Origin of the sequence: Mycobacterium sp. E3305 (assembly GCF_001666785.1) — a bacterium.
In the GTDB taxonomy this organism is placed as follows: Bacteria; Actinomycetota; Actinomycetes; order Mycobacteriales; family Mycobacteriaceae; genus Mycobacterium.
The window spans coordinates 57,535-81,691 of sequence record NZ_LZJA01000288.1 but is presented as its reverse complement, the minus strand read 5'-3'; the positions used below and the strand labels follow the sequence as shown (position 1 = coordinate 81,691).

General features: G+C 68.3%; 16 protein-coding genes and 2 tRNA genes. 9 read left to right on the top strand and 9 right to left on the bottom strand.

Going from position 1 to position 24,157, the window contains the following annotated elements; translation table 11 throughout:
* Window positions 1–5 precede the first annotated feature (5 nt).
* The 3 genes from orn (at window position 6) to A5701_RS24980 (ending at window position 1,263) form a co-directional block, all read left to right on the top strand.
* Entirely contained in the window at window positions 6–653 is a 648-nt protein-coding gene (gene orn / locus A5701_RS24990) for an oligoribonuclease (RefSeq protein WP_067760557.1), read from the top strand.
* Between the two features lie 45 nt (window positions 654–698).
* Window positions 699–774: transfer RNA gene (locus A5701_RS24985), tRNA-His, on the top strand.
* Between the two features lie 132 nt (window positions 775–906).
* Entirely contained in the window at window positions 907–1,263 is a 357-nt protein-coding gene (locus A5701_RS24980) for a hypothetical protein (protein WP_067760604.1), read from the top strand.
* An 8-nt stretch (window positions 1,264–1,271) separates the two neighbouring features.
* On the opposite strand, the gene A5701_RS24975 is transcribed toward A5701_RS24980, so the two are convergent.
* A complete protein-coding gene (locus A5701_RS24975; protein ID WP_082950092.1) occupies window positions 1,272–2,468 on the bottom strand; it encodes an Ig-like domain-containing protein in 1,197 nt (398 codons plus the stop codon).
* A gap of 201 nt (window positions 2,469–2,669) precedes the next feature.
* Window positions 2,670–5,027, bottom strand: a complete 2,358-nt coding sequence (locus A5701_RS24970; RefSeq protein WP_067760602.1) for an MMPL family transporter — start codon at window positions 5,025–5,027, stop codon at window positions 2,670–2,672.
* A gap of 195 nt (window positions 5,028–5,222) precedes the next feature.
* Between A5701_RS24970 and A5701_RS24965 the strand changes: the two genes are divergently transcribed.
* The 3 genes from A5701_RS24965 (at window position 5,223) to A5701_RS24955 (ending at window position 8,552) form a co-directional block, all read left to right on the top strand.
* Complete coding sequence (locus A5701_RS24965; protein WP_067760553.1) at window positions 5,223–6,461, top strand: GNAT family N-acetyltransferase; 1,239 nt, start codon at window positions 5,223–5,225, stop codon at window positions 6,459–6,461.
* A gap of 147 nt (window positions 6,462–6,608) precedes the next feature.
* Window positions 6,609–6,681 (top strand) — tRNA-Lys (locus A5701_RS24960).
* Between the two features lie 128 nt (window positions 6,682–6,809).
* The gene (locus A5701_RS24955) at window positions 6,810–8,552 is read left to right on the top strand and encodes a DUF3556 domain-containing protein (protein ID WP_067760551.1); all 1,743 of its coding nucleotides are present in this window, start codon (window positions 6,810–6,812) and stop codon (window positions 8,550–8,552) included.
* 4 nt (window positions 8,553–8,556) lie between these two features.
* On the opposite strand, the gene A5701_RS24950 is transcribed toward A5701_RS24955, so the two are convergent.
* A complete protein-coding gene (locus tag A5701_RS24950; protein ID WP_067760600.1) occupies window positions 8,557–8,784 on the bottom strand; it encodes a DUF3618 domain-containing protein in 228 nt (75 codons plus the stop codon).
* 98 nt (window positions 8,785–8,882) lie between these two features.
* On the opposite strand from A5701_RS24950, the gene bcp reads away from it, so the two are divergent.
* A complete protein-coding gene (gene bcp, locus A5701_RS24945) occupies window positions 8,883–9,356 on the top strand; it encodes a thioredoxin-dependent thiol peroxidase (RefSeq protein WP_067760549.1) in 474 nt (157 codons plus the stop codon).
* A 12-nt stretch (window positions 9,357–9,368) separates the two neighbouring features.
* Here bcp and A5701_RS24940 read toward each other — a convergent pair whose 3' ends face one another.
* Window positions 9,369–9,725 carry an MmpS family transport accessory protein gene (locus A5701_RS24940; protein WP_068266392.1) on the bottom strand — a complete coding sequence of 119 codons (357 nt, stop codon included), beginning with the start codon at window positions 9,723–9,725 and terminating at the stop codon, window positions 9,369–9,371.
* Window positions 9,726–9,928: 203 nt separating this feature from the next.
* On the opposite strand from A5701_RS24940, the gene A5701_RS24935 reads away from it, so the two are divergent.
* Entirely contained in the window at window positions 9,929–10,219 is a 291-nt protein-coding gene (locus A5701_RS24935; RefSeq protein ID WP_067760545.1) for a hypothetical protein, read from the top strand.
* Between the two features lie 70 nt (window positions 10,220–10,289).
* Window positions 10,290–10,784 (top strand): DUF3060 domain-containing protein, encoded by a 495-nt coding sequence (locus A5701_RS24930; protein ID WP_067760543.1) that lies wholly within the window; start codon window positions 10,290–10,292, stop codon window positions 10,782–10,784.
* A gap of 24 nt (window positions 10,785–10,808) precedes the next feature.
* Here the strand turns inward: A5701_RS24930 and A5701_RS24925 are convergent, their stop codons facing one another.
* The 5 genes from A5701_RS24925 to A5701_RS24905 all read right to left on the bottom strand — a co-directional run bounded on the left by A5701_RS24925 (window position 10,809) and on the right by A5701_RS24905 (window position 24,137).
* Entirely contained in the window at window positions 10,809–12,134 is a 1,326-nt protein-coding gene (locus A5701_RS24925; protein WP_067760541.1) for a dipeptidase, read from the bottom strand.
* A 98-nt stretch (window positions 12,135–12,232) separates the two neighbouring features.
* The gene (locus A5701_RS24920) at window positions 12,233–12,625 is read right to left on the bottom strand and encodes a holo-ACP synthase (RefSeq protein ID WP_065444533.1); all 393 of its coding nucleotides are present in this window, start codon (window positions 12,623–12,625) and stop codon (window positions 12,233–12,235) included.
* A 31-nt stretch (window positions 12,626–12,656) separates the two neighbouring features.
* Window positions 12,657–21,911: a type I polyketide synthase gene (locus tag A5701_RS24915; RefSeq protein WP_067760539.1), complete on the bottom strand. Its 9,255-nt coding sequence runs from the start codon at window positions 21,909–21,911 to the stop codon at window positions 12,657–12,659.
* A 543-nt stretch (window positions 21,912–22,454) separates the two neighbouring features.
* Window positions 22,455–23,177, bottom strand: a complete 723-nt coding sequence (locus A5701_RS24910) for a DUF1906 domain-containing protein (RefSeq protein ID WP_067760537.1) — start codon at window positions 23,175–23,177, stop codon at window positions 22,455–22,457.
* Between the two features lie 60 nt (window positions 23,178–23,237).
* The gene (locus A5701_RS24905) at window positions 23,238–24,137 is read right to left on the bottom strand and encodes a MerR family transcriptional regulator (protein WP_067760535.1); all 900 of its coding nucleotides are present in this window, start codon (window positions 24,135–24,137) and stop codon (window positions 23,238–23,240) included.
* Window positions 24,138–24,157 lie beyond the last annotated feature (20 nt).

The following is a 24,157-nucleotide window of genomic DNA, read 5'->3' as shown; positions in this document are numbered from 1 at the left end:
GCGCTGTGCGAGACGAGTTGGTGTGGATCGACTGCGAGATGACGGGGCTGGACCTCGGCTCCGACAAGTTGATCGAAATCGCGGCCCTGGTCACCGACGCCGATTTGAACATCCTGGGCGACGGCGTCGACGTGGTTATCCACGCCGACGACGAAGCGTTGTCGTCGATGATCGACGTGGTCACCGAAATGCACACGCGTTCAGGGCTGATCGACGAGGTGCGGGCGTCGACCGTCGACCTGGCTACCGCCGAGGCGATGGTGCTCGACTACGTCGGCAAGCATGTCAAGCAACCCAAGACGGCGCCGTTGGCGGGCAATTCCATCGCCACCGACCGTGCGTTCATCGCCCGCGACATGCCCGCGCTGGATTCGTTCCTGCATTACCGGATGATCGACGTGAGCTCGATCAAGGAGCTCTGCCGGCGCTGGTATCCGCGGATCTATTTCGGCCAGCCGGTCAAGGGGCTCGCGCACCGCGCGCTGGCCGACATTCACGAATCGATCCGCGAGTTGCGGTTCTACCGCCGGACGGCGTTCGTCTCCCCGCCGGGACCTTCTACCAGCGAGATCGAGGCCGTAGTCGCCGAACTGGAGGGCGACGGCGGCACCCCGAACGAAATCGATTCGGCCACCGAGCCACCGACCGGCTAGTATCGACGTCGCCGCTCGAAGGCCTCGAGGCCGCCGGCGGCGATGGTGGCTGTAGTTCAGCTGGTAGAGCACCAGGTTGTGATCCTGGATGTCGCGGGTTCGAGCCCCGTCAGCCACCCCAATCGGCCGGAGGCCCGTGTTGCTTCCTGACCGCCGGGTCGTTGCGGCCCCCGGCACGCGATTGCACCCTGAACGGGAGGGACAGCGCGCCGTGCCGCCGAACCGCCAATTGCTCCCCCTGAACGCGGCCATCATGGGTTGCGCTGTCCTGCTCGCGGGCTGCGGGGGGTCGAACCACACGGCGACCACCGTCACGTCGACGGTGCCGGCAGCGACCAAGACGGTGACCGTGACCGCCGTGCCGCCGCCCCCGCCGGGACCGAAGACGACCATCGAGTCGGACGGCACGTTCATCGTCGGCAGCGACATCGCACCGGGCACCTATCGCAGCGCCGGGAAATACGGGTGCTATTGGGCGCGTCTGCGCAGCCTGGACACCAATGACATCATCGACAACAACGTCAACGACGGCCCGCAGGTGGTGCAGATCCTGCCCACCGACCGCGCGTTCATGACCAGAAACTGTGCGGCCTGGCACAAGGTCGACTGAACCGCACGTCAGGTGTTGGCGTTGCCCGCTTTCCACTGCGGCCAGGGAATGTTCCAGTCGCCCAACCCCTCGGTGCCGGGCAGCGTCGGCCCCACAGTGTTGATGACCTCGACAATGTCGCCGGTCTTGCTGTGGTCATAGAACCACTCGGCGTTGCTGGGGCTCACGTTCAGGCACCCGTGGCTGGTGTTGGTGTGCCCCTGGGCGCCGACCGACCAGGGCGCGGAATGCACGAAGACGCCGCTATAGGACATCTGGGTGGCCCAGTCCACTTCGGTGCGATATCCGTTGGGCGAGTTGACCGGAACACCGTAGGTCGACGAGTCCATGATGATGTGCTTGAACCGGCCGCCGATGATGTAGAAGCCGTTGTCCGTCGGCGTGCTGTCCTTGCCCATCGACGTCGGCATCGTCTTGACCACCTCACCGTTGACGCGCACGGTCACCGTCTTGGTGGTGTCGTCGGCGGTCGAAATGACCTCGTCGCCAATGGTGAAGTGGGTCTTGACGTTGTCCTCGCCGAACATTCCGTCACCCAGGTCGACGCCGTAAGTGTTGACCGCCACATCGATGGCCGTCCCGGATTTCCAGAAATGCTCTGGGCGCCAACGTACTTCGCGATTGTTGAGCCAGTAGAAGGCGCCCTCGACGGGCGGGTTTGTGGTGATCTTGATCGCCTTCTGCGCGGCGGCGCGGTCCGCGATGTTCTCGTCGAACCGGATCGCCACCGGCTCACCGATGCCCACCACCTCGCCGTCGCCCGGGGCGACGTAGGGCATCGTCAGGTGGGCGGGCGAACTGGTCTGGAAGGTCATCTGCCGATTCGCCGCGCCCCCCATGCCCAGCGCTTTCACGCTCAGGGTGTAGCGCCTGTTGTAGCCGAGTTGCTCGGTGGTCGACCAGCGCAGCCCGTCGGGGCTGAGCTGCCCGCTGATGGATTTGCCGTTCTCGTTGACCATGGTCACCGACGCGAGAACACCGTCGGCCACGCTGACGGTCACAGGGGCGTCGACGGTGACACCGACGGCCCCGTCGGTCACCGAGGAGGTCAGCTTCGGGACGAGCAGGTCCGCGAATGGGGTGCCCTTGTCGAAGATCACTTTCGCCGGGGCAGCGGTATGGCTGCCCCCGCAGGCGACGCCGAACACAGCAACCGAAGCGATCGCGGCGGCCAGCCACGATCGTCGTCTGCGCAAAGGCGTCATCGAGTGACCTTCCACGAAATCCGATGTAGTTGGTCACCGCTGACCAGAAACAGTGCATGCATTGTAATGCGTTTTGTGCACAAGCACGCCGACCTTGACAGGTCCGTGATCAGGTGTCACGCAGGGCCGGCCGGAAGGTGCGCTCAGGCCGGTTGGCCGACCCTGTCGCGGCGGCCTCTACCCGCGCGAGCCAAGAGTGGGCTAGTGACGATACGTCGCGGCTTTGGTGGGCCACCTCCGGATCGACGGGCGCTCCGGCTCGGCCGCGTCAGCGGCCCAGCGCCGCCGCCCCACCGCGGCGGCCGCGTCTTCACCCGTATCGGACCGTTGCCGCAGCACCTCCAACGGTTTGGGGGCCCACCACGTCCATCGGCCGAGCAGGTGGATGAACGCGGGCACCAGGACCATCCGCACCAGGGTGGCGTCGGCGAGGACGGCCAGGGTCAGGCCGACGCCGAGCATGCGCATGAACGACACGTGCGCGGGGATCAACGCGGCGAAGGAAATCGACATCACCACCGCCGCGGTGGTCACCACCCGGCCGATGCCGGCGATGCCCAGGGCCGTGCTCTCGTCGGTGGCGGCGCGCGCCTCGGCCGAAGTGGGCGGCGTTTCCTGGATGGCTTGCGACGCCTGCCAGTATTCGTGGATCCGGGATACCAGGAACACCTCGTAATCCATGGCCAGGCCGAAGGCGATGCAGAACAACAGCACCGGGATGTTGGCGTTCAACGTGCCGTTGGGCGTGGTGCCCAGCGCGCCGAGGTTGCCGTCCTGGAAGATCCACACCATGGCCCCGAATGCGGCCGTCAGCGACAGCAGGTTGCACGCCAACGCTTGCAGCGGCAGCACCGCGCTGCCGGTCAGCAGGAACAGCAGCGCGAAGGTGATGACGGCGATCAACCCGAACACCAGGGGTAACCGCTTGGTGATCGCGCCGACGCTGTCGCGGTTGATCTGCGCCAGCCCGGTCATCTCCGTCGACCGTCCCGCCGGTCCGGGGACCTTGTGCAGCTGGTCGAGCTGCGCGTTCGACGCCTGCGAGTAGAGGGGCGCGCTGCTGGCCACGGTCAAGAAGGCGCCGCCGTTGGCAGCGCCGGCGGCCGTCGCGGGCGGTCCCATCCGGTTGCCGGCGACGAATGTCCCGGTCGGGGCGGTGACCGAGGAGACGTCGGACACGCGCGACAGCGCGGCGGCGTAGCGGTTCAGGTCGGCGGCCCCCACGCCGCGGGCGTCGGGGACGACGACGGTGACGCCGTTGCCGAATCCGTTGGCGAAGTCGTCGTCCAGCATGTCGGCGACTTGGCGCGCCGACGCGGACCGGGGCAGCACCCGCTCGTCGGGAAAGCCCCACTTCACGCCCAGGAACGGGACGCCGAGCAGGAGCAGCAACGCGACGACGCTGAGACCGACCGGCAGGGCGTGGCGCAACACGTATCGGGTCGACCGGTACCAGAACTGCTCCTCGAGCGGCTTGTGCGCGTGATCACGGAACGACCGCTGCCCGTGCAGGATGCGATGCAGCACCCGGCGGCCGTCGAGGGAGTCCAGCCGGGGACCCAGCAGCGCGATCGCCGCGGGGGTGACGACGACCGCCGCGATCGCGACGATGGCCGCGGTGGCCACGATGGTGTAGGCCGACGATTTCAGGAAGTACATCGGGAAGACCGCCATCACAGCCATCGACAACCCGACCGTGGTGGCGGAGAACAGCACCGTGCGACCCGCGGTGGACATGGTCCTGCGCAGTGCCCGCTCCCGGTCGCCGCTGCGCGCCAGCTCCTCGCGGAAACGACTGATGATCAGCAGGTTGTAGTCGATCGCCAGGGCGAGTCCCATCGCGATGCTCAGGTCCAGCGCGTACGTCGACACGTCGGTGGCGAAGGTGATCAGCCGCAACACCGACATGGTGCAGACGATGGCGAGGGTGCCCAGCACGATGGGCAGTGCCGCCGCCACCACGCCACCGAGCACCCAGACCAGCACCGCGAAGCTCAGCGGGATCGCGATGGACTCCATCAACAGCAGGTCACGCTCGTTCTGGTCGTTGATCTGGGCGTACGCCACGGCCATGCCGCCGGCGCGCACCGTGACGCCGTCGCGGTCGTGCACCAATTGGTCGGTGAGCCGGCTGGCGTACTTCTGGGCGTCGTTCTCGCCGCCCTTCAGGCCGGCCACGATCATCCCGGACTTCTGGTCCTTGCTGACCAGTTGGGCGGCGGCCTGCGGCGGGGCCGTCCACGCCGACGACACGTTCAGCACCCATGGTGATGTCTTCAAGCGGTTGGCGATGTCGGTTCCGACGTCGCGCGCCTGATAGCTCTGGGCTCCGTCCGGGGCGGTGACGACGATGATCATCTGCTGGTCGGTCTGGTTGAACTTGTCCCGCAGTACCTCGGTGGCCCGCGCGGATTCCGAGGTCGGGTCCTGAAAGCCGCCCCCCGACAGGTTGTTGATCACCGGAAGACCGAAGACGGCCGCCGCAACGAGGACCAGGAAGGCGAGCCCGATGATGCGGCGCGGCGCGGCGATGGCAACTCTGGTGATCGCCTGCAGCATCTTCGGTCCTTTCAGCTCGAAGTCCCCCGGCGTATCCCTATACCCGAACCGGACGCACTGACCCACCTTCACCGGGACGGGCGGCCATGTTTGGTAATCGATCACTCGGGTATCGGAGTCAAACGGGAGACCGCACTGCGTCATTCGCTGTGCGGAGCGACTGTTCGGCTGGGCGATAAGCGGATTGGATGCGTGATGACCTCGACGGACGACGCCATCAGCATGAGGCATCCAACCGAAGACGACCTCGCCGCCGTGTATGCGAACCAGGCTCGCACTTTCGGTGATCCGGTCGACCCACGCGGCGTCGAGGCGTGGAAACGACGCGTCAGCGTCGATGACATCCTCGTTGCCGAGGACGCCTCCGATCCTCAGCAACCGTTCTTGGTGGGGACGTCGATCATCTATCCCACGCGACTCACCGTGGCGGGCGGCGCCAGCCTGCGGGCCGCGTGGCTGACGATGATCGCCGTCGCGTCCACTCACCAAGGCAAGGGCGTCTGGGGGCAGCTCAGCGCGAAGGGGCTCGGCATACTGATCGAACGCGGCTACCCGATCGTCTTCGGGGTGCCGACCCAGACCGCGATGTACGACGGCTTCGGCGCCGGCGTGGGCAGCTATCTGCGCAGCTACTCCGTCGACCGCCGCTTCGCCAAGCTGCGCACGCCGCCGGCGGAGATCCGGGCGCGCGAGATCACCGCCGCCGAGGCAAAAGACCACTTGCCGGAAATCTACGAAAGATGGTGTGCTGCAACGAATGGGGCGGTGGCCCGCAACGAAGCCTGGTGGGCGGACCATCGGCAGGACCTGCCGGTGCAGCGAGGCAACGGCAGCCCGTTGAACTACACGATCCATCCGGACGGCTTCCTGACCTACCGCGTCGTGGGTGAGTCGAATCACGGCTACCGGCCACCGTTGGGCACCGTGGTCGTCGAAGACTTCTGCCCCATCACCGACGAGGCCCATACCGAGCTGCTGCAAACGTTGTTGGCCCTGGAGATGTTCAACACGGTCGAGATCGACGTGCCGGTCGACGACCCGCTGCCGCTCAAGCTCACCGACCTGCGGGCCGCCGAAACCACCGGTGTGAGCGATTTCCTCTGGGTGCGGATCAACGACGTGCCCGAGGTGCTGGGCACCCGCGCGTATGCGGCGGACATCGACCTCGCGCTGGAGGTCACCGACCCCCTCGACCTCGCCGGCGGGCGGTTCCTCCTGCAGGCCCGTGACGGCGTGGGCAAGTGCACACCGCACGACGGGCCCACCGACGTCGGCATCGGCCTGGCAGATCTGGCCACCATCTACATGGGCGCACACCCGGCCTCCGAGCTCCTGCGAGCGGGCCGGATCACCGAAGAGCGCCCGGGCGCGATACGCGACCTGGATGCCGCCTTCAGCACCGATCGGGCCCCCTACTGCGGGACCCTGTTCTGACGGGGCTTGCGCGGCAGACGGTTTCAGCGATCGGGTTTCCCGAGGCCCCCGCGAGCGCTCTCGGGTGGCTAACCTGGAAGGAAACCGGGATTTCACTCCGCGGCAGGACGCCTGTTATTGTCGCGTACGCGGTCTCGGCCGTCGAAAGCGCCGTTAGCTCAGTTGGTAGAGCAGCTGACTCTTAATCAGCGGGTCCGGGGTTCGAAACCCTGACGGCGCACAGTTGACATACCGGGGGCGGCTAACGGCCGCTCGGACCACTTTTCGTCGTGATTTGGCCGCCACACGATTGATGCTGCAGGTAGCTTCTCCTTCACAGCGAACGCCCTTTGCGTCGAAGGAGCTGCCATGGGGTTCATCCAGCCGAACCTGCCCGTCGTCGACGTGGCCGAGTGGAGCAAGCAACCCCGCGCGCAACGGATCGTCCCGATGGTGCGCCACATCGCCGAGAACGGGTTCGGCACCCCGCTGGTGATGCATGTGATGTATGGCGTGAAGATCGCGCTGTACATCCTCGGCGGCTGGGTGTTCGGGTGGTGCACGACGGGCATCGGCAGCTTCACGGGCGTCGCCGCCTGGTGGTCGGAACCGATCGTGTTCGAGAAGGCCGTGCTGTACACGATGCTGTTCGAAGTCATCGGCCTGGGCTGTTGCTTCGGGCCGCTGGCCGGCCGGTACTTCCCGCCGATGGGCTCCATCCTGTACTGGTTGCGGCCCAGCACCATCCGGCTGCCCCCGTGGCCCGATCGGGTGCCGCTGACCAAGGGCAGCGTCCGCAGCCCGCTCGACGCCATCCTCTACGGCGCGCTGCTGGCGCTGCTCGCCATCGCGCTGGTGTCCGATGGCACCGGCGCAATCCCCGCCCTGCACACCGACATTGGCGTGCTGGCCCCTTGGCACACCGTCGCGATCCTGTCGGTCCTGGCCGTCCTCGGTCTGCGCGACAAGGTGATCTTTTTGGCCGCGCGCGGTGAGGTCTATGCGCCGCTGGCGCTGGTCTTCCTGTTCGCCGGGGCGGACTCCATCATCGGGGCCAAGGTGGTCTTCATGGTGATCTGGCTCGGGGCGGCCACCTCAAAGCTCAACCGGCACTTCCCGTTCGTGATCTCGACGATGCTCGCGAACAACCCGTTCATCCCCTCCGGGGCGCTCAAGCGCTCGATGTTCAAGCGCTACCCGGACGACCTGCGCCCCAGCGCGCTGGCGGGTTTCATCGCGCACTTCTCCACCGCCGTGGAAGGCCTGGTACCACTGGCGCTGCTGTTCTCCCACGGCGGCTGGCCGACGGCCATCGCCGCGTTCGTGATGATCGTCTTCCACCTGAACATCCTGCTGGCCTTCCCGATGGGGGTGCCGCTGGAGTGGAACGTCTTCATGATCTTCGGCGTGCTGTCGCTGTTCGTGGCGCACGCCTGGCTCGGGTTGTCCGATGTGGCCAATCCGTTGCCGGTGGCGATCCTGTTCGTCGTCATCGCCGGGGTGGTCGTCGTCGGAAACCTCTACCCGCGCAAGGTGTCCTTCCTGCCGGGCATGCGGTATTACGCGGGCAACTGGGACACCACGGTGTGGTGCGTCAAGCCGTCGGTCGACGAGAAGATCCGCACCGGCTCCCGCGCGCTGGGACCGATGTATCACCTACAGCTCGAGCGTCTCTACAAAACCAAAGAAGAGACCTTGGTCCCCATTCACCTCGCCTACGCCTTCCGAGGGATGAACACCCACGGCCGCGCGCTCTACACCCTGGTACACCGCGCTTTGGCCGGCTACGACGAGGCCGACTACAACCTCTGCGAAGGCGAGAATCTCTGCGCAATGGTGCTGGGCTGGAACTTCGGCGATGGGCACATGCACAACGAATGCCTCATCGAGGCGCTACAGCAGCGCTGCAACTTCGAGCCCGGTGACGTGCGGGTGGTGATCCTGGACGCGCAGCCCATCCACATCCAGCGTCAGGAGTACCGCCTGGTGGACGCGGCGACCGGCGAATTCGAGCGCGGCTACGTCGAGGTCGAGGACATGGCTACCACCCAGCCGTGGGCCGATGACCTCCCGGTGCACGTTCAGAGCGGCACGGGCGCCGGCATGACCTGACGGGTCAGCGGTTGCGCACCCGGTGCACCACGACCACGACGACGAGGACGCCGACGCCGGCCAGTGAGACCGTCACCGCGGGCTTCTTGACGAACGCGATCACCCGAACCTTGAGGTCGTCGGCGAGGCGGCGCGGGTTGGCGCGCACGGCAAGCGAGTCGACGGTGGCCGCCAGCTGGTCGCGGGCGACGTCGATGTCCCGCTTGATGGCCTCGGGGTCCCGGTCCGCCACGTGTCTGTCCTCCCAATCGGCCTGATGCACCTGAGGCACTACCCTAGATCAGCTGGCGATAACCCCAACGCTCCGGTGAACAGAAAGGGGCCTAGAAATTGGCCGAGACCACGCGGCTTGCGCCGGGCGACAAAGCGCCCCCCTTCAGCCTGCCCGACGCCGACGGCAATAAGGTGTCGCTGTCCGACTACAAGGACCGTCGCGTCATCGTGTACTTCTACCCCGCGGCCTCGACGCCGGGCTGCACGAAGCAGGCCTGCGACTTCCGCGACAACCTGCGCGAACTCGGCGACGCCGGCCTCGACGTCATCGGCATCTCCCCCGACAAGCCGGAGAAGCTGGCCAAATTCCGCGACGCCGAGAAGCTGACGTTCCCGCTGCTCTCGGATCCCGACCGCAAGGTGCTGACGGCCTGGGGCGCCTACGGCGAGAAGCAGATGTACGGCAGGACGGTGCAGGGCGTGATCCGCTCGACCTTCGTGGTGGACGAGAAGGGCAAGATCGCCGTCGCGCAATACAACGTCAAGGCCACCGGCCACGTGGCCAAGCTTCGGCGCGACCTGTCGGTGTGAACCGCGGAGCGGTTACGCGGCGCACTGCGCCAGGCCGGCTTCACCCGTGCCCGTCGTCGACTTGGTGTCCTTCACCGTCCCATTGACCGTGATCGTGCAGGTCGTCTTCTGACCGGTCGGGTTCGCGGCGACCGTCAGCACCGCCGCGGGACTGGTGTCCTTACTGGTGAACGAGATCGACCACGGCGCGGGCTGATTGGTCAGCATCTGCAGCGTGCCCGTCGCATCGATATACGACACCGCGGCCAACGGGGCGTCCGAGGTCACGGTGTACACCACCGCATCGCCCGGCGCGGCGACCGCACCCTGCGCCGTTAGCAGCGACGCTGAAACCAATGCCGCGGAGGCCGCAGCAAACTGTGTCTTCATCACTTGCTCCCTACTGCCCCCGCTGACCGGTACTTTGCGCCGGTTCGGGCGCCTCGGCAACTTTTGCACGCGGGGGTTGCCGTGAGGAGGTCGGCGGGCGGGCCGTCAGGCAAGTTGAGATCGGTAGCGGAAGCGAACGCCAAGAATTTCACCAGTGGTGCGCCGTAGCGTGCAGCACAATTGGCAACGGAAGGCTTTCTCATATGAACGGACCCCTCAGTCGCATCATCGGGGCGGCAATGATTTCCGGCGGCGTCGCGGCGGCCGCTATGGGCTTGGCCGCACGCGCCGAAGCTACGCCGCCGTCCTATTGGCATTACTGCCCCGGCCAGAAATGGGGATACACGGTTCCGATACCGCCCGGGTTCGACCTGAGCGTTTGTCATTGGTTCGCGGTGACCGCTGAAAGCACCCCGTCGGGCCCGGTGTATCACTTCCGGGAAGCTGACCCGTCCGAGGTGCCCGCGCCGGCACCCGGCTTCCCCTGGCCGTAACGGTCAGCCCGATGCCGGTGATCAGGGGCGACCATTGCACTCCACGCAGGCCGAGGCGGATCATTTAGCCGTGGACGCGGACGACCCCGAGCAATACATCCGCGACCTCGAGAACGGCTCCGGCACCGCGCCGGAGCCGTTCGCGGCGCCCAGTGGCGGACAGTTCGGCGGCCCGCGCTGGTTCGGCGAAATCGCGAAGCTTGCGAATACGTCGCGAGGCAAGTTGATGCTGGGGATGTGCGCGGTCGTGGCGGCGCTGGCGGTCGCGTTCTTCTTGAGCCACGCCGGCACCACCGTCCAAGGAAATCTGGTGATGATCAATAGCGGCGCGAAGACCACGATCGACTGCAACAACGGCAACCTGAAGCTGGACGGCGACAACAACACCTATACCGTCACCGGCCACTGCCAACGGCTCGAGGTCTTCGGCAGCGGAAATCATGTCGCACTCGACAGCGCCGACACCCTCGACGTTTTCGGCGACGACAACGCGGTGACCTATCACTCGGGTTCACCGAGAATCGAGAAGACGGGAAACAACAACGCCGTATCACAACGGCGGTAAAGCGTTGGTGCGGTAGGGCCGCCGTCAGGCCAGGCTGGCCAGCAGCAGCGCCTCGGCGATCGCGGCGCGTTCCAGCACGCCGAGGTGCAGGCTCTCGTTGATGCTGTGCGCCTGGGTGTTTGGGTCCTCGACGCCGGTGACCAGGATCTTGGCGTGCGGGAACGCCTCGGCGAATTCGGCGATGAACGGGATGGAGCCGCCCATGCCCATGTCGATCGGGTCGGTCCCCCAGGCCTGCCGGAACGCGGCCCGCGCGGCGTCGTACACCGGGCCGCTGGCGTCGATGGCGTAGGGCTCGCCAACGTCGCCGCGGGTGACGGTGACCCGTGCGCCCCAAGGTGCGTGCTCGCGCAGGTGCGAAGTCAACGCGTCCAGGTGCGCCTCGGCGTCGCCGCCGGGCGCAACCCGCATGCTGATCTTCGCCCGGGCACGCGGGATCAGCGTGTTCGACGCCTTGTCGATCGGCGTGGTGTCGATGCCGATCACGTTGATCGCCGGTTTGGCCCACAGCCGCTGCGGCGCCGGGCCCGAACCGATCTCGGACACCCCGTCCAGCAGCCCGGAGTCGGCGCGCACCCGCTCGGGCGGGTAATCCACGGCGGCGGCGGTGCTTTCGTGCAGGCCGGCGACGGCCACGTTGCCGTCGTCATCGTGCAGGCTCGCCAGCAGCCGCACCAGGACGCTCACCGCGTCGGGCACCACGCCACCCCAGATACCGGAGTGCAGGCCGTGATCGAGCGTGGCGACCTCGACCACGCAGTCGACGAGGCCGCGCAACGAAACCGTCAGCGCCGGAACGCCGGTGCTCCAGTTGTCGGAGTCGGCGATGACGATGACGTCGGCGGACAGCGCGTCGCGGTGGGCGGCGAGCAACCGGCCCAAGGACGGCGAGCCGGATTCCTCCTCGCCCTCGACGAATACGGTCACGCCAACCGGGGGCCGGCCGCCGTGCGCCCGGAACGCCGCCAAATGCGTTGCGATACCAGCCTTGTCGTCGGCGCTACCACGGCCGTAGAGCCGCCCGTCACGTTCGGTGGGCTCAAAGGGCGGTGACGCCCACTGGCCGGTGTCGCCTTCGGGCTGCACGTCGTGGTGGGCGTACAGCAGCACGGTCGGCGCGCCCGGCGGCGCGGGGTGTCGCGCGATGACCGCGGGCGCCCCACCCTCGCTGACGACCCGCACATCGCCAAAACCGGCCTGCGACAACAGCTCCGCCACCGACCGCGCGCTGCGATGCACCTCGTCGCGGCGGCCCGGGTCGGCCCACACCGACTCGATGCGGATCAGGTCCTCGAGGTCGCGGCGCACCGACGGCAACAGCTCGCGGACGCGTTCCACCAGATCGCTCATGATCTCGAGGCTAGTCCCCCACTTTCCCGGCCCAGCAGACGCAAAGTCGCATGAATCCTCCGCGGCAGATGCGACTTTGCATCTGCTCGCGAGAGGCGTCAGGTCGTCTCCAGGATCGCCACCGCGGCCGCGGTGTCTCCCTCGTGTGTCAGTGACACGTGGATCGTCACGTCGGCCAGGTGCTTGGCGATGTCGCCGCTGAGCCGCACCCGGGGCCGGCCCCACATGTCGGTGACCACCTCGATGTCCCGGTGGATGTCCTCCGGGAGCACGGGCCGCTGGGCGAACCGGGACCCCGACCAGGCCTTGATCACCGCCTCCTTCGCAGCCCACCGTGCCGCCAGGTGGCGCGCCGCCGACGAACTCTTGTCCGAGGCATCGCGGCGCTCACCCGGAGTGAACGTCTCGGAGAAGACGGTTCCCGGCTGGTCGACCTGCTCGGCGAAATCAGGGATGGAGACGACGTCGATCCCCACACCGACAATTCCCATGGGACGCCAGGCTAACGGACGGTAGTTGACGTCATCCGGGCGAGACCTCGTACGCCTCGCCCTCACCGAGCCGAGACGCCGGGTCCAGCAGCATCGCCGCCTCCTGGCGCTTCTCCGGTGCGTCATGGCTGAAACGACGGTCCGCCGGCCGCTCGTACATCGGCGCGCCGCCGGCGATGGCCGAGACCAACCGGCGCTGACCGGCGAGCAGCCGCGCCTCCGCACGCCGCTGGTAGTCCGCGCGCTGATCGGCATCCAGCGACGCGATGAACGCCTGCGGGTGCACCAGCGCCACCAGCCCCGACACGTGGCCGAACCCGAGGCTGGTCAGCAGCCCCGCCTTGAGCGGGAACTTCTCGCCCAGCCGCAGCGTCTCGCGCACCCACACGAAGTGCGCCGAGCCGGCCAGCTCGTCGTCGACGCAGTCCAGGCTGCGGTTCGGCGGGATCACCCCGTCGCGCAGCATCTGGCACAGGCCCATCATCTGGAACACCGCCGCGCCGCCCTTGGCGTGGCCGGTGAGGCTCTTCTGCGACACCACGAACAGCGGTGCGCCCTCGGAGCGGCCCAGCGAGTCGGCCAGCCGCTCGTGCAGCTCGGTCTCGTTGGGATCGTTGGCCAGCGTCGAGGTGTCGTGCTTGGAGATCACCGCGATGTCGTCGGCACCGACGCCGAGCTTGCCGAGCGCCCGCGCCAACTGCGAGTCCCTGCCGCCGCGGCCGGCGCCCAGCGCACCCAGGCCCGGGGCCGGGATCGAGCTGTGCACGCCGTCGGCGAACGACTGCGCGTAGGCGACCACGGCCAATACGGGCAGGCCCATCTTGAGCGCCAGGTCGCCCCGGGCGAGCAGGATGGTGCCACCGCCCTGCGCCTCGACGAAGCCGAGCCGGCGCCGGTCGTTGGGCCGGGAGAACTTCGAGTCGTGGATGCCCCGGCCCCGCATCATGGACGAGTCGGCGGTGGCGGCCATGTCACCGAAGCCGATGATGGCTTCCAGCGTCAGGTCGTCGAAGCCGCCGGCGACCACCAGTTCGGCCTTGCCGAGGCGGATCTTGTCGACGCCCTCCTCGACCGACACCGCCGCGGTCGCGCACGCGCCTACCGGGTGAATCATCGCGCCGTAGCTACCCACATAGCTCTGAATGACGTGCGCGGCAACCACATTCGGCAGCACTTCCTGCAGGATGTCGTTCGGCTTGTTCCGGCCGAGCAGGTTGCCGTGATACATCGTCTGCATCGACGTCATGCCGCCCATTCCGGTGCCCTGGGTGCTGGCGACCAGGCCCGGGTGCACCCATCGCATCAACTCGGTCGGGGTGAATCCCGACGACAGGAATGCGTCGACGGTCGCGACGATGTTCCACAACGCCACCCGGTCGGTCGAGCTGGCCATGTCCTGGCTGATGCCGAACACGGTCGGATCGAATCCGGTGGGGACCTGCGCGCCGACGACCCGCGACAGCTTGGTCTTGCGCGGGACCCGAATCTCGGTGCCGGCCTTGCGGATCACCTGCCAGTCGCTGGAGTCGGGCACCGGCCGCACGATGGTGTGCTCGGGGTCGAATTCGACGAAGGCGCGAGCGTCGGCCTCCGAGGACACCACGAAGGAGAAGTCCTTTTCCAGGAACACCGACACCAGCAGCGGCGATGCGTGATCGGGATCGATCGCGCCGTCGTCGACGAACTCGCGGATGCCCACCCGCTCGACCACGATGTCGTGGTAGCGCTCGACCAGTTCGGTCTCGTCGACCAGGTCTCCGGATTCGGTGTCATACCAACCGGGTTGGGGGTCGTCCTCCCACCGGACCAGCCCGGTGGTCCAGGCCAGCTCGAGGACGCCCGCGGCCGACAGCTCGTTGTCGACTTCCATCTCGAACCGGGTGCGCGACGAACCGTAGGGACCGATCTCGGCGCCGCCGACGATCACCACCAGGTCGGCGGGGTCGACGTCCAGGTCGGCCCATTCGGGCGGTGGCGCCGGCTTGAAGCCTCGCGGCGGGGACGGCAGCGCGGCGATGGTGCCTTCCGCCGCAACGTCATCCACGACCTGATCGCCCGACGTGGCCTGTTCGCGCGCCTTGGCGGCCAGTTCGGCCATGTCGAGGTTGGCCTCGGCAAGGCCGCCGGTCAGGTCGGCCTTGATCGGCGCGCCGGCCGCCGCCACCTTGGACTCGACGTCGCAGAGACCCAGCAGCATGGCCGCCATCTGCTCGGTGGAATACGTGGTGACACCGGCCTCCTCGACGGCCTCGACGATGGCGTCGTTGTGGCCCATCAGCCCGGTGCCGCGGGTCCAGCCGATCAGCGCGTGCGCGAGGCTGACCCTCGCGGCCCACGAGGATTCGGCGTGCCAGCGACTCACCACCGCGTCCAGCGCCGACTTGGCCTCGCCGTAGGCGCCGTCGCCACCGAACATGCCGCGGTTGGGCGAACCGGGCAGCACCACGTGCAGCCGCGACGCGATGTCGCGCTCGGCACCGATCTTGGATAGCCCACCGATCAACCGCTGCACCGCCCAGAGCAGAACCTTCATCTCCATCTCGGAGCGCGAACCCGCCTCCGACAGGTCCCCGGCGACACGCGGCGCCGCGAACGGGAAGAGCAGCGTCGGTGTCTGCGCGTCCTTGATGTGAATGGATTGCGGCCCAAGGCTTTCGGTCTGCTCGGTGCCGATCCATTCCGCCAGCGCGTCGATGTCGGAGTAGGACGCCATGTTGGCGGCGACCACCCACAGCGCCGCACCGTACCGGGCGTGGTCGCGGTAGAGCCCGCGGTAGAACGCCAGCCGCTCGTCGTCGAGTTTGGACGTCGTGGCGATGACGGTGGCTCCGCCGTCGAGCAGTCGCGCGACGACCGACGCGGCGATCGATCCCTTGGAAGCGCCCGTCACGACGGCGACTTCGCTGCGGTACGGGCCGGGGTCGGGGTTCTCGGCGCCGGCCGCGATGCGGCCGTACAGCGAGGCGTGGATCTGGCGACCGGCGGCCAGCGATTTGCCCTGCCACCAGGTGGCCTGGGTCGCGACGACGTGGCCCGCGCCCTCGAACCTTTCGGACAGGCTCTTCCACTGGGCGTCGATCTCACCCTCGTCGGCCAGCCAGAGCTTGACCAAGTCCTCGCGGGCACTGGCCCACCGGTCGTCGAACACGACGGCCTTCTTGGCGTCGAAAGCCGGTGCCACCAAACGCGGCCAGTCCGCGCCGAGTTCGGCGGTGACCAGGTCGATGAGCTCGGCGTCGGTGGCGGCCGGCGGCGCGCTCACCGGGTTGTCGTGGCCGAGCTGGCCCAGGATCAGGCGGGCCGCCGAGGCGAGCACACCGTCGCGACCGGTGATCTGGTCGGTGAATTCGCTCAGCGCGGCCGCGTCGACGGTCGCACCGCCGCCGCCTCCCGAAGAGGGCAGCGCCACCGCGATCCCGCGCCGCGCGGCCACGGAAGCGACCGCGGCGTCGACGACCTTGTCGACCGACGCGGCGTCGGCCAGCGCGCCCTCGTGCAGGTGTCCCATGGCGCCCCCGCGAACGCTGTTGCCCTCGCGGGTACCCAGCGCGACTTCGACCGTGACGTGCTTGGCCCAGCCGTCGCCGAGCTCCCACGTCTTCTTGACACGCTCGGCGATCGCGGCGGGCCGCTTGCCGGAGGGCCCAAGCACGGTGCGCAGTTGGTCGTTGATCGCGTCGGAAAGCACTGGGCCGAAAGGCTTGTAGGTACGGGCCAGCTTGGTGACCTGCGACCGCAGGCCGGCCAGGTCAGCCTCGGCGGCGCCGTCGATGGCGCCCAGGTTCAACTCCGACCCGAGGTCGACCAGCAACTGGTTGCGCCGCGACGAGGCGCCGTCGGTGATCGACTCGATGGAGTCGAGCTCCTCGATCTGGTCGATGCGCATCTTGGCCGACAGCGCGATCAACGCCAGGGTGGCGTCGGCGGCGTCGAACCCGATGTCATCGGGCCTCGGAGCACCGGACGGAACTGCGGCGGGAGCCGCAGCGACGACTGGGGCGACATTGGGGTTGGGCCCACCGTCCGACGCGGCAGCGTCGGAATCGGCGGCCGGCTCGTCGGCGTCGGGCTCCGGCTCGGGGTCGGTGTCGGTGGCGAACAGCACCGCGGCGTCGCGCTCGGCGTTGAGCACTTCGACTGTGCTGTGGGCATATTCGGGCAACTTGAGGGTGTTGGTGGCCAGTCCGGCGACGGTCGGCGCGGACTTCACACCGATCTCGACGAACCGCTCCACGCCCAGGCCGCCCGCGGCCTCCTCGGTGAAAAGCAGGTCCTGGGTTTCGATCCAACGCACGGGGCTGGCGAACTGCCAGGCCAGCAGCTCGATCAAGACGATGCGCGCCATCTCGTTCCGGCGCTCGGCCAGCCAGGTGTCGTAGTCGGCCAGGATCGCGTCGAGCGGCTCGGCGGGCACCAGATCGCGGATCTCCTGGATGAAGTCGCGGTCGAGGGTGAACGGGCGGGGCACCAGGTTCGGGATGTAGCGCCCGATGATGACGTCGGGATTCTTGTCGCGCGGCATGACGCGTTCCAGCGAGCGGCGGAACTCCGCCACCCCGACGCGCAGCACCCGCGAGTGGAAGGGCACGTCGATGCCGGGCACCAGGATGAACGAACGCTTGCCACCGGTGAGCTCGCGGCGCCGCTCCACCTCGGCCTCCAGCTCCTCGAGGCCGCGGACCGTGCCTGCGATCGCGTACTGCGAACCGCGCAGGTTGAAGTTCACGATCTCCAGGAATTCGCCGGTGCGCTCGGCGATTCCGGCCACGAAGCCGGGGACCTCGTCGTCGGGCAGGTCGATCTGCGACGGGCGGATGGCGGCCAGCCGGTAGTTCGAGCGGCCCAGCTCGTCGCGGGGCACGATGTCATGCATCTTCGAACCCCGGTGAAACACCGTCTCCAGCAACGCTTCCAGTTCGTAGATGCCGGTGACGCAGGCCAGCGCGGTGTACTCGCCGACCGAGTGGCCGCAGGCGATCGCGCCTTCGACGAAGGCGCCTTGCTCCCGCATCTCGGCGACCTGGGCCGCCGCGACGGTCGCCATCGCGACCTGGGTGAACTGCGTCAGGTACAGCACCCCCTCGGGGTGGTTGTAGTGCACGCCGCTGGCGATGATGCTGGTCGGGTTGTCGCGCACCACGTGCAGCACCGAGAAGCCCAGCGTGTCGCGGGTGAACTTGTCCGCCTTGTCCCACACCTTGCGGGCGGCCTTCGAGCGGGCGCGGACGTCCATGCCCATGCCCTTGTGCTGAATGCCCTGACCCGGGAAGGCGTACACCGTGTGCGGGGCGGCCAGGCGCGCCGTCGCCGACATCACCAGATCGGACCCGATGCGCGCCGCGACCTCCAAAACCTCTGCACCCTGGTCGATTCCGACGCGCTCGACGCGAAAGTCGACCTCGTCGCCGGGACGCACCATGCCCAGGAATCGGGCGGTCCAGCCGATCAGCCGGGCCGGCGGGCGCGCCTGGCCGTCGGTGGCGGTCACCGCGTGCTGCGCCGCGGCCGACAACCACATCCCATGCACGATCGGCGATTCCAGGCCGGCCAGCAGGGCGGCCGCCCGGTCGGTGTGGATCGGGTTGTGGTCGCCGGACACCACCGCGAACGGTCGCATGTCGACCGGGGCGGTCAGCCGCACGTCGCGGCGGCGGCGGCGCGGGGTGTCGGTCGCGTTCTCCGACACCGCACCGCCGGCCCGCACCGGGTCGGTGAGCTCGGCGGCGCCGGTGCGACCGAGGATCGCAAAGCGCTCGTCGAGACGGGCGATGGTCGCGCCGTCGGCGCCGGCGATCGTCACCGCGACCCTGACCACTCGGCCCATGTCGGTGTCGACGGCCGGGGAAGCCGTTGCGCTGATTGCCAATTCGGCCTCCACCTTGGGCAGCGCGCCGACCACATGGGCGGCGTGGTCCAGGTGCACGAGGCTCAGCAGGCCCTCGACGACCGGCACGCCGGCGTCGGTGACCGCCGAGCCGATCGCCGCGAAAACCGCGGGCCAGCACAGGCCGACGAGCGCGTCGGGCACGGTGGTGAGGCCGGGAGCGAGCGGCTCGCCGAAGGTGGCGGTGACCCCGGTGTGGTCGGCGACCCGCTCGGGGTCCCAGTCCACCGTCACGGCGGCCGTGCCGTCGACGACCGCGGGCAGGAATTCCGGCCCGTCGACACCGGCGGCGATCGCCAGCACGGCGCGCATGGCGGTGGCGGCGTCCTCGGTGGACACCACGGGGGTGCCGCCGTCGACGGTGTTGGGCGGCAGGGTGAACGGGATGTCGATCCAGGTTCCAGAGATCGGGACGCTGAGCATCACCCGATCGCCGTCGACCTCGAGCCGCGCGCCGGTGAATGAGTGTGTGGCGCGGCGACTTTCGGGCCCGTCGTGCACGAGCCAATCGCCGGGGTCGGCGATCCGGTGGACCGGGTTGGTCGCGGTGCGGCCGGCCCACTGCACGTCGGGGGCGTCCAGCACGACGGCCAGCGGGCCGGTGACGTCCGGGCGGCCCAGCCGACGCGACGCGACGGCCCGGGGCCGCCCGTTGGAGGAGAGCACCTCGTCGATGGCGGCCTGCTCGAAGCGGTCCAGCAACTCACCGACCGGTTCGTCCATCCGGGTGATGCCGGCCACGGCCGCGGTGCCCGGGATGATGCACACCTGGTCGGCGTCGTATCGGGCGTCGTGCGCCTGCCACAGCGAGTCGCTGCGCCACCAGCGCCGCACGTCCTTGTCGATGACCGGCACGAAGTTGACCGGCTTGCCCAGCGTCTTGCACAGGGTGACGAAGAAGGGGATGTCCGCCGGGTGCAGCTGCACGGTGTCGGCGTCGGGGTAGTGGGCCAGCAGCGCGGCGATCGCGTCGTCAGGCCTTTCCAGCAGGGCCGCATCGTTGAACAGCGTCTCGATGGGTCCGGAATCGTTTGCGTGCAAACGGGCTTCGGCGCGTTGCAGCATCTGCTGGAACCGGTCGCGCCAGGTGTCGGCCAGCCACGGGCTGCCCGGTGCGGCGGTGTCGGCGGTGGAGTTGCCCTCCCCGATGGCGAGCTCGACGTAGCGCTGCAGCCACTGCAGGTAGGTCATGTCGGCGACGTCGCCGAAGTACGGCTTGGCCGTGTTGGCCATCGCCGCGATGATCTCGTCGCGGCGAGCCGCGACGGCCTCCGCGTCACCGGCGACCTCGTCGAGGAGCCGCCCGCACCGCGAAGCGCTGTTGTCGATCTCGTGGATGTCGGCGCCCAGCTGGCTGCGGCTGGAAGCCATGCCGCCCACGGCTTTTCCGGCGCCCACCCACTGGTCGGTGCCCTGCGTCTCGACCAGCATCCGCTTGACCGACGGCGACGTGGTGGCCTCCTTGGCCGCCATCGCCGCGGTGCCCACCAGGATGCCGTCGATCGGCATCAGCGGGAAGCCGTACGCCTGCGCCCAGCGCCCGGACAGGTATTCGGCCGCCCGCTCGGGCGTGCCGATTCCACCGCCGACGCAGACGGTGATGTTGGGGCGCGACCGCAGCTCGGAATACGTTGCCAGCAACAGGTCGTCGAGGTCTTCCCAGGAGTGGTGGCCGCCGGCGCGCCCACCCTCGATGTGCATGATCACCGGCTTGGTGGGCACTTCGGTCGCGATCCGGATGACCGAGCGGATCTGCTCGACCGTGCCGGGCTTGAACACGACGTGGCTGATGCCGACGTCGTTCAGCTCCTCGATCAGCTCCACGGCGTCCTCGAGGTCGGGGATGCCGGCACTGATGACGAGGCCATCGATCGCCGCACCGGACTGACGCGCCTTCTGCACCAACCGCTTTCCGCCGACCTGCAGCTTCCATAGGTACGGGTCGAGGAACAACGCGTTGAACTGATAGGTGCGGCCCGGCTCGAGCAGCGTTGCGAGCTCATCGACGCGTGCGGCGAAGATCTCCTCGGTGACCTGCCCACCGCCGGCCAGCTCGGCCCAGTGCCCCGCGTTGGCCGCGGCGGCGACGATCTTGGCGTCCACGGTCGTCGGGGTCATGCCCGCGAGCAGGATCGGCGAGCGTCCGGTCAACCGGGTGAACTTCGTCGAGAGCTTGACCCGGCCGTCGGGAAGGCTCACCACCGTGGGGGCGTACGTCGACCACGCCCGCGCCACCTCGGGGACGGCCCCGACGGTGAAGAGGTTGCGCTGCCCGCCGCGGGTCGCGGCGGGCACGATGCCCACACCCAGGCCCCGGATCACCGGCGCGGTCAGCCGGGTCAGGATGTCACCGGGCCCCAGGTCGAGGATCCAGCGCGCACCGGCGTCGTGCACCCGGCCGATCTCCTCGACCCAGTCGACGCGGCGCACCAGGATGGACTCGGTCAGCTCGCGCGCCAGCGCGACGTCGAGCCCCACCTTTTCGGCCCAGCCGCCGACGATGTCGATGCCGTCGGCCAACCGGGGCGTGTGGAAGCCGACCTCCACCTGCACCGGGTCGAAGACCGGTGCGAAGACGTCCCCACCGCGAAGCTTGTTCTTGCGGTCGGCCTCTTCCTTTTCGGAGATCTGCTGGCAGTACAGCTCGAACCGGGACAGCTGTTCGGGGGTGCCGGTGATGACGACCGAGCGCCGGCCGTTGCGAATCGACAGCACCGGCGGCAACACGGTGCGGACGTCCTGCGCGAACTCGTCGAGCAGGCGGCCGATGCGCTCGGGGTCGGCGTTGGTCACCGACACCATCGGTGGGCGGTCGCCGAGCACGGAGATTCCGCGCCGACGAGCCACCAGCGTCCCGGCCGCACCGATCAGCTGGGCCATCGCCAGCAGTTCGGCGTCGCGGGTACCGGCGGCATTGAGCGCCTCGACCGCGAGGACCCCTTGCGAATGCCCCGCGACGGCCACCGGCGGGGTGTCGTTCAAATCCATGCCTTGGCGCGCCAGCGCGCGCACGGCGGCGATCTGAGTGAGCAGCACGCCGGGAATCGACACCGCGGCCGACGTCAGGTGCTTGTCCGACGGGACGGGGTCCTCGGCCGCGAGCGCCCGCACCCAGGTGAGCGGCTCGAAACCGATCGGGCGCACCACCACGAGCTCTTTGGCCACCGGCTCGAGCAGCAGCTCCACCTCACCGACCAGCGTTGCCAGGTCGGCCTCGATCCCGGCCGACGACACCAGTTCTTCCAGGGTTTCCAGCCAGGCGCTGCCCTGGCCCCCGAATGCGACGGCGTACGGCTCGCCTGCCGTCAGACGGTCGACCAGAGCATGGGTGTCCCCGGCAGGTGCGTGGGGGCCTTTCCCGTCGCGATCGGCGGACACCCGGTCGTGCTCGTGGATCGTCACGTCTATCTCCCTCAATGCGTCATGTACGTCTTACGTATCAGTGCTTTCAGCCGGTCCGAAGGGGACAGGAACTCGAGAGAGTCCGTCGATTCCGCATCGAATCGCGACCGAAAATCCGTCTGACCGGTGTGTTGTCGGCGGGCCGTCCGCATGGGTGGAGCGGCGCGGCGGACTGCATCGGCTGTACTAAGAGTGTCATAAGGATCGACCCCCGTTTCGCGTGGTGATTGGTTACTGGTGAGTTCTACGCATGGGTAACCGTGTCGTGGGTAACACCGGTCTGAATCGGCGGCGCGGGCCCCGCGAACAAACCCGCTGCGTGCAGGTGGTTACGGTCGAGTAGCTATAACTGCGCTGATCAAAGCAGTTTTGTTATGTAATCGTTATGTAAAAATTTCGAGCCGTCGAGCCGCGTCGATCCCGCCTCGGCCGCGTCGCGCGGGCGGCATCCGCGCCCGCCGCCGCCAGAAATGAGCGAACGAGTGTTTGCTGGGATCTCTAAGACTCGCGGCCCGACGGTGGCGGGTGACGGAAACCCGGCGGCTAGGCCCACTGGCCGAATTGCGGCTTGAGGATTTCGTTGATGTCCACGCCGACGCCGCCGACGCTGCGTTTGTCGATCTCGACCTGATGCAAATGGGCGGCCGGGTGGGCGAATCCCTTGGGTGACCCCCAGTTGTGCTGCCAGAAGTACGAGCCCAGACCGTCGTGCAGCGCCCAGTCGATGGTCTTCGAATTGGCGTACACACCTGTGCGCTGATGACCGATCACCGACTCCCAGGACCGCAGGTAGGGCGCGATCAGCTGTTTGTACTGGTCGTAAGAGGGGTCGTCGTCGATGGAGGCGTAGATCGGTGCGCTGGCGGGGCCGCCGGCGGCGGCGTGCAGTTGCATCCCGCGCTGCGCGTGCTGGAGCCCGGCGCTGGCCCCGCCGAGCCAATCGGCGGTGTCCCCCTTCCCGTACTGATAACAGGAGACGATCTTCAGCCCGTTGCTGTTGAGGTCACGCGCCTCGGCGACCTGGATCGGCTTGCCCAGCATCCAGTTGCCGCCGGGTCGCCGGTCCGATACGTACCTGATCGAGCCCACGGCACCGGCGGCCCGGATCTGACTGGCTGGGATGACGCCGGCCGCGTAGTCCAAGAGGGTGCCGAGCGACGCCGACGCCGGTGTGGCGCCCAGCGACGCGCCCGCGACGCCCAGGCCCACCAAGGCCGGGGTCGCGGCCGCCAGTCTGAGGAGGTCGCGCCGCGAAACCGATGACACAAGCGACAGGGTACGACAGTAACCCCATCCGACACATTGACCACACTGGTCACATCTGCATCACGGTGCCGCATCCTGGGTTTGGGGCGACGCCGCCGTGGGCAGCACGATGACGCTCACGCCGTCAAGGCCGCGGCCGGCGGTCTGTCGGGCGATCTCGTCGAGGAAGTGTGCGGCCGCCGGGTTGATCGATCCCGCCCAGGCCCGGAAGCCCTGGACGATGACGGGGTCGCGCTCGAGTGACGGTTGCACTCCCCGCAGCACGCACACCACGTCGTCGGGCAGTGGGTCGGCGAGCTGGTTGTCGATCCAACGCCGGGCGAGCTCCGTGGCCGCGCCGTCGTCGGCCAACTTGATGACCTCGCCGGCGAGGTCACGCAATCGATCGAACAACACCTGGCGCCCCGGCGTCTCGGCCAGTTTCGCCAGCAGGGTGCTGGCCGCCGCCGGCAGGACCATCTGCCCGAAGAGCACCGGAACCGGCAGGTCCCACTCCTCGAACAGGTCTGCGTACATGGCGGCGACGGGCTCGGACAGCGGCGCGCTGAGCCGCCCGATGACCCCGATGCTGTCGCGGTGGGTGGTCGCGAGCCTGCGCAGGATGTCCTCGTTGACGTCTTCGGCGGGACAATCGGTGGCGGCACGGGAGCGATCGATGGCCGCGATCAGCTGGTCCAGCCGGTCGCGCTGACGCATCAGCAACGTGCGGTGCTCATCGAGCACACCCGCCAACGTGGTGCGCCCACCCGCGATCAGCCGCTGGATGTCGTTGATGCTGACGCCGAGACTTCTCATCAAATCGATGCGCAACAGGTCGAGCACCTGCTCGACGTCGAAGACCCGATAGCCGTTGGACAGATGCTCGGCGCGCAGCAGGCCGATTTTCTCGTAGTGGCGGATGCGACCGGAAGCGATCCCGGTCAGGGCCGTGACGTCGCCGATCAGCAACTGCTCAGCCACTCCTTGACCTTACAACTGTG

What these genes read in the sequence shown, in the direction of transcription:
- A5701_RS24980 (WP_067760604.1), top strand. Translation starts at nt 907, where the DNA reads ATGGGTTGCGCTGTCCTGCTCGCGGGCTGCGGGGGGTCGAACCACACG.
- A5701_RS24975 (WP_082950092.1), bottom strand. Translation starts at nt 2,468, where the DNA reads ATGACGCCTTTGCGCAGACGACGATCGTGGCTGGCCGCCGCGATCGCT.
- A5701_RS24970 (WP_067760602.1), bottom strand. Translation starts at nt 5,027, where the DNA reads ATGCTGCAGGCGATCACCAGAGTTGCCATCGCCGCGCCGCGCCGCATC.
- A5701_RS24965 (WP_067760553.1), top strand. Translation starts at nt 5,223, where the DNA reads ATGACCTCGACGGACGACGCCATCAGCATGAGGCATCCAACCGAAGAC.
- A5701_RS24955 (WP_067760551.1), top strand. Translation starts at nt 6,810, where the DNA reads ATGGGGTTCATCCAGCCGAACCTGCCCGTCGTCGACGTGGCCGAGTGG.
- A5701_RS24940 (WP_068266392.1), bottom strand. Translation starts at nt 9,725, where the DNA reads ATGAAGACACAGTTTGCTGCGGCCTCCGCGGCATTGGTTTCAGCGTCG.
- A5701_RS24935 (WP_067760545.1), top strand. Translation starts at nt 9,929, where the DNA reads ATGAACGGACCCCTCAGTCGCATCATCGGGGCGGCAATGATTTCCGGC.
- A5701_RS24925 (WP_067760541.1), bottom strand. Translation starts at nt 12,134, where the DNA reads ATGAGCGATCTGGTGGAACGCGTCCGCGAGCTGTTGCCGTCGGTGCGC.
- A5701_RS24920 (WP_065444533.1), bottom strand. Translation starts at nt 12,625, where the DNA reads ATGGGAATTGTCGGTGTGGGGATCGACGTCGTCTCCATCCCTGATTTC.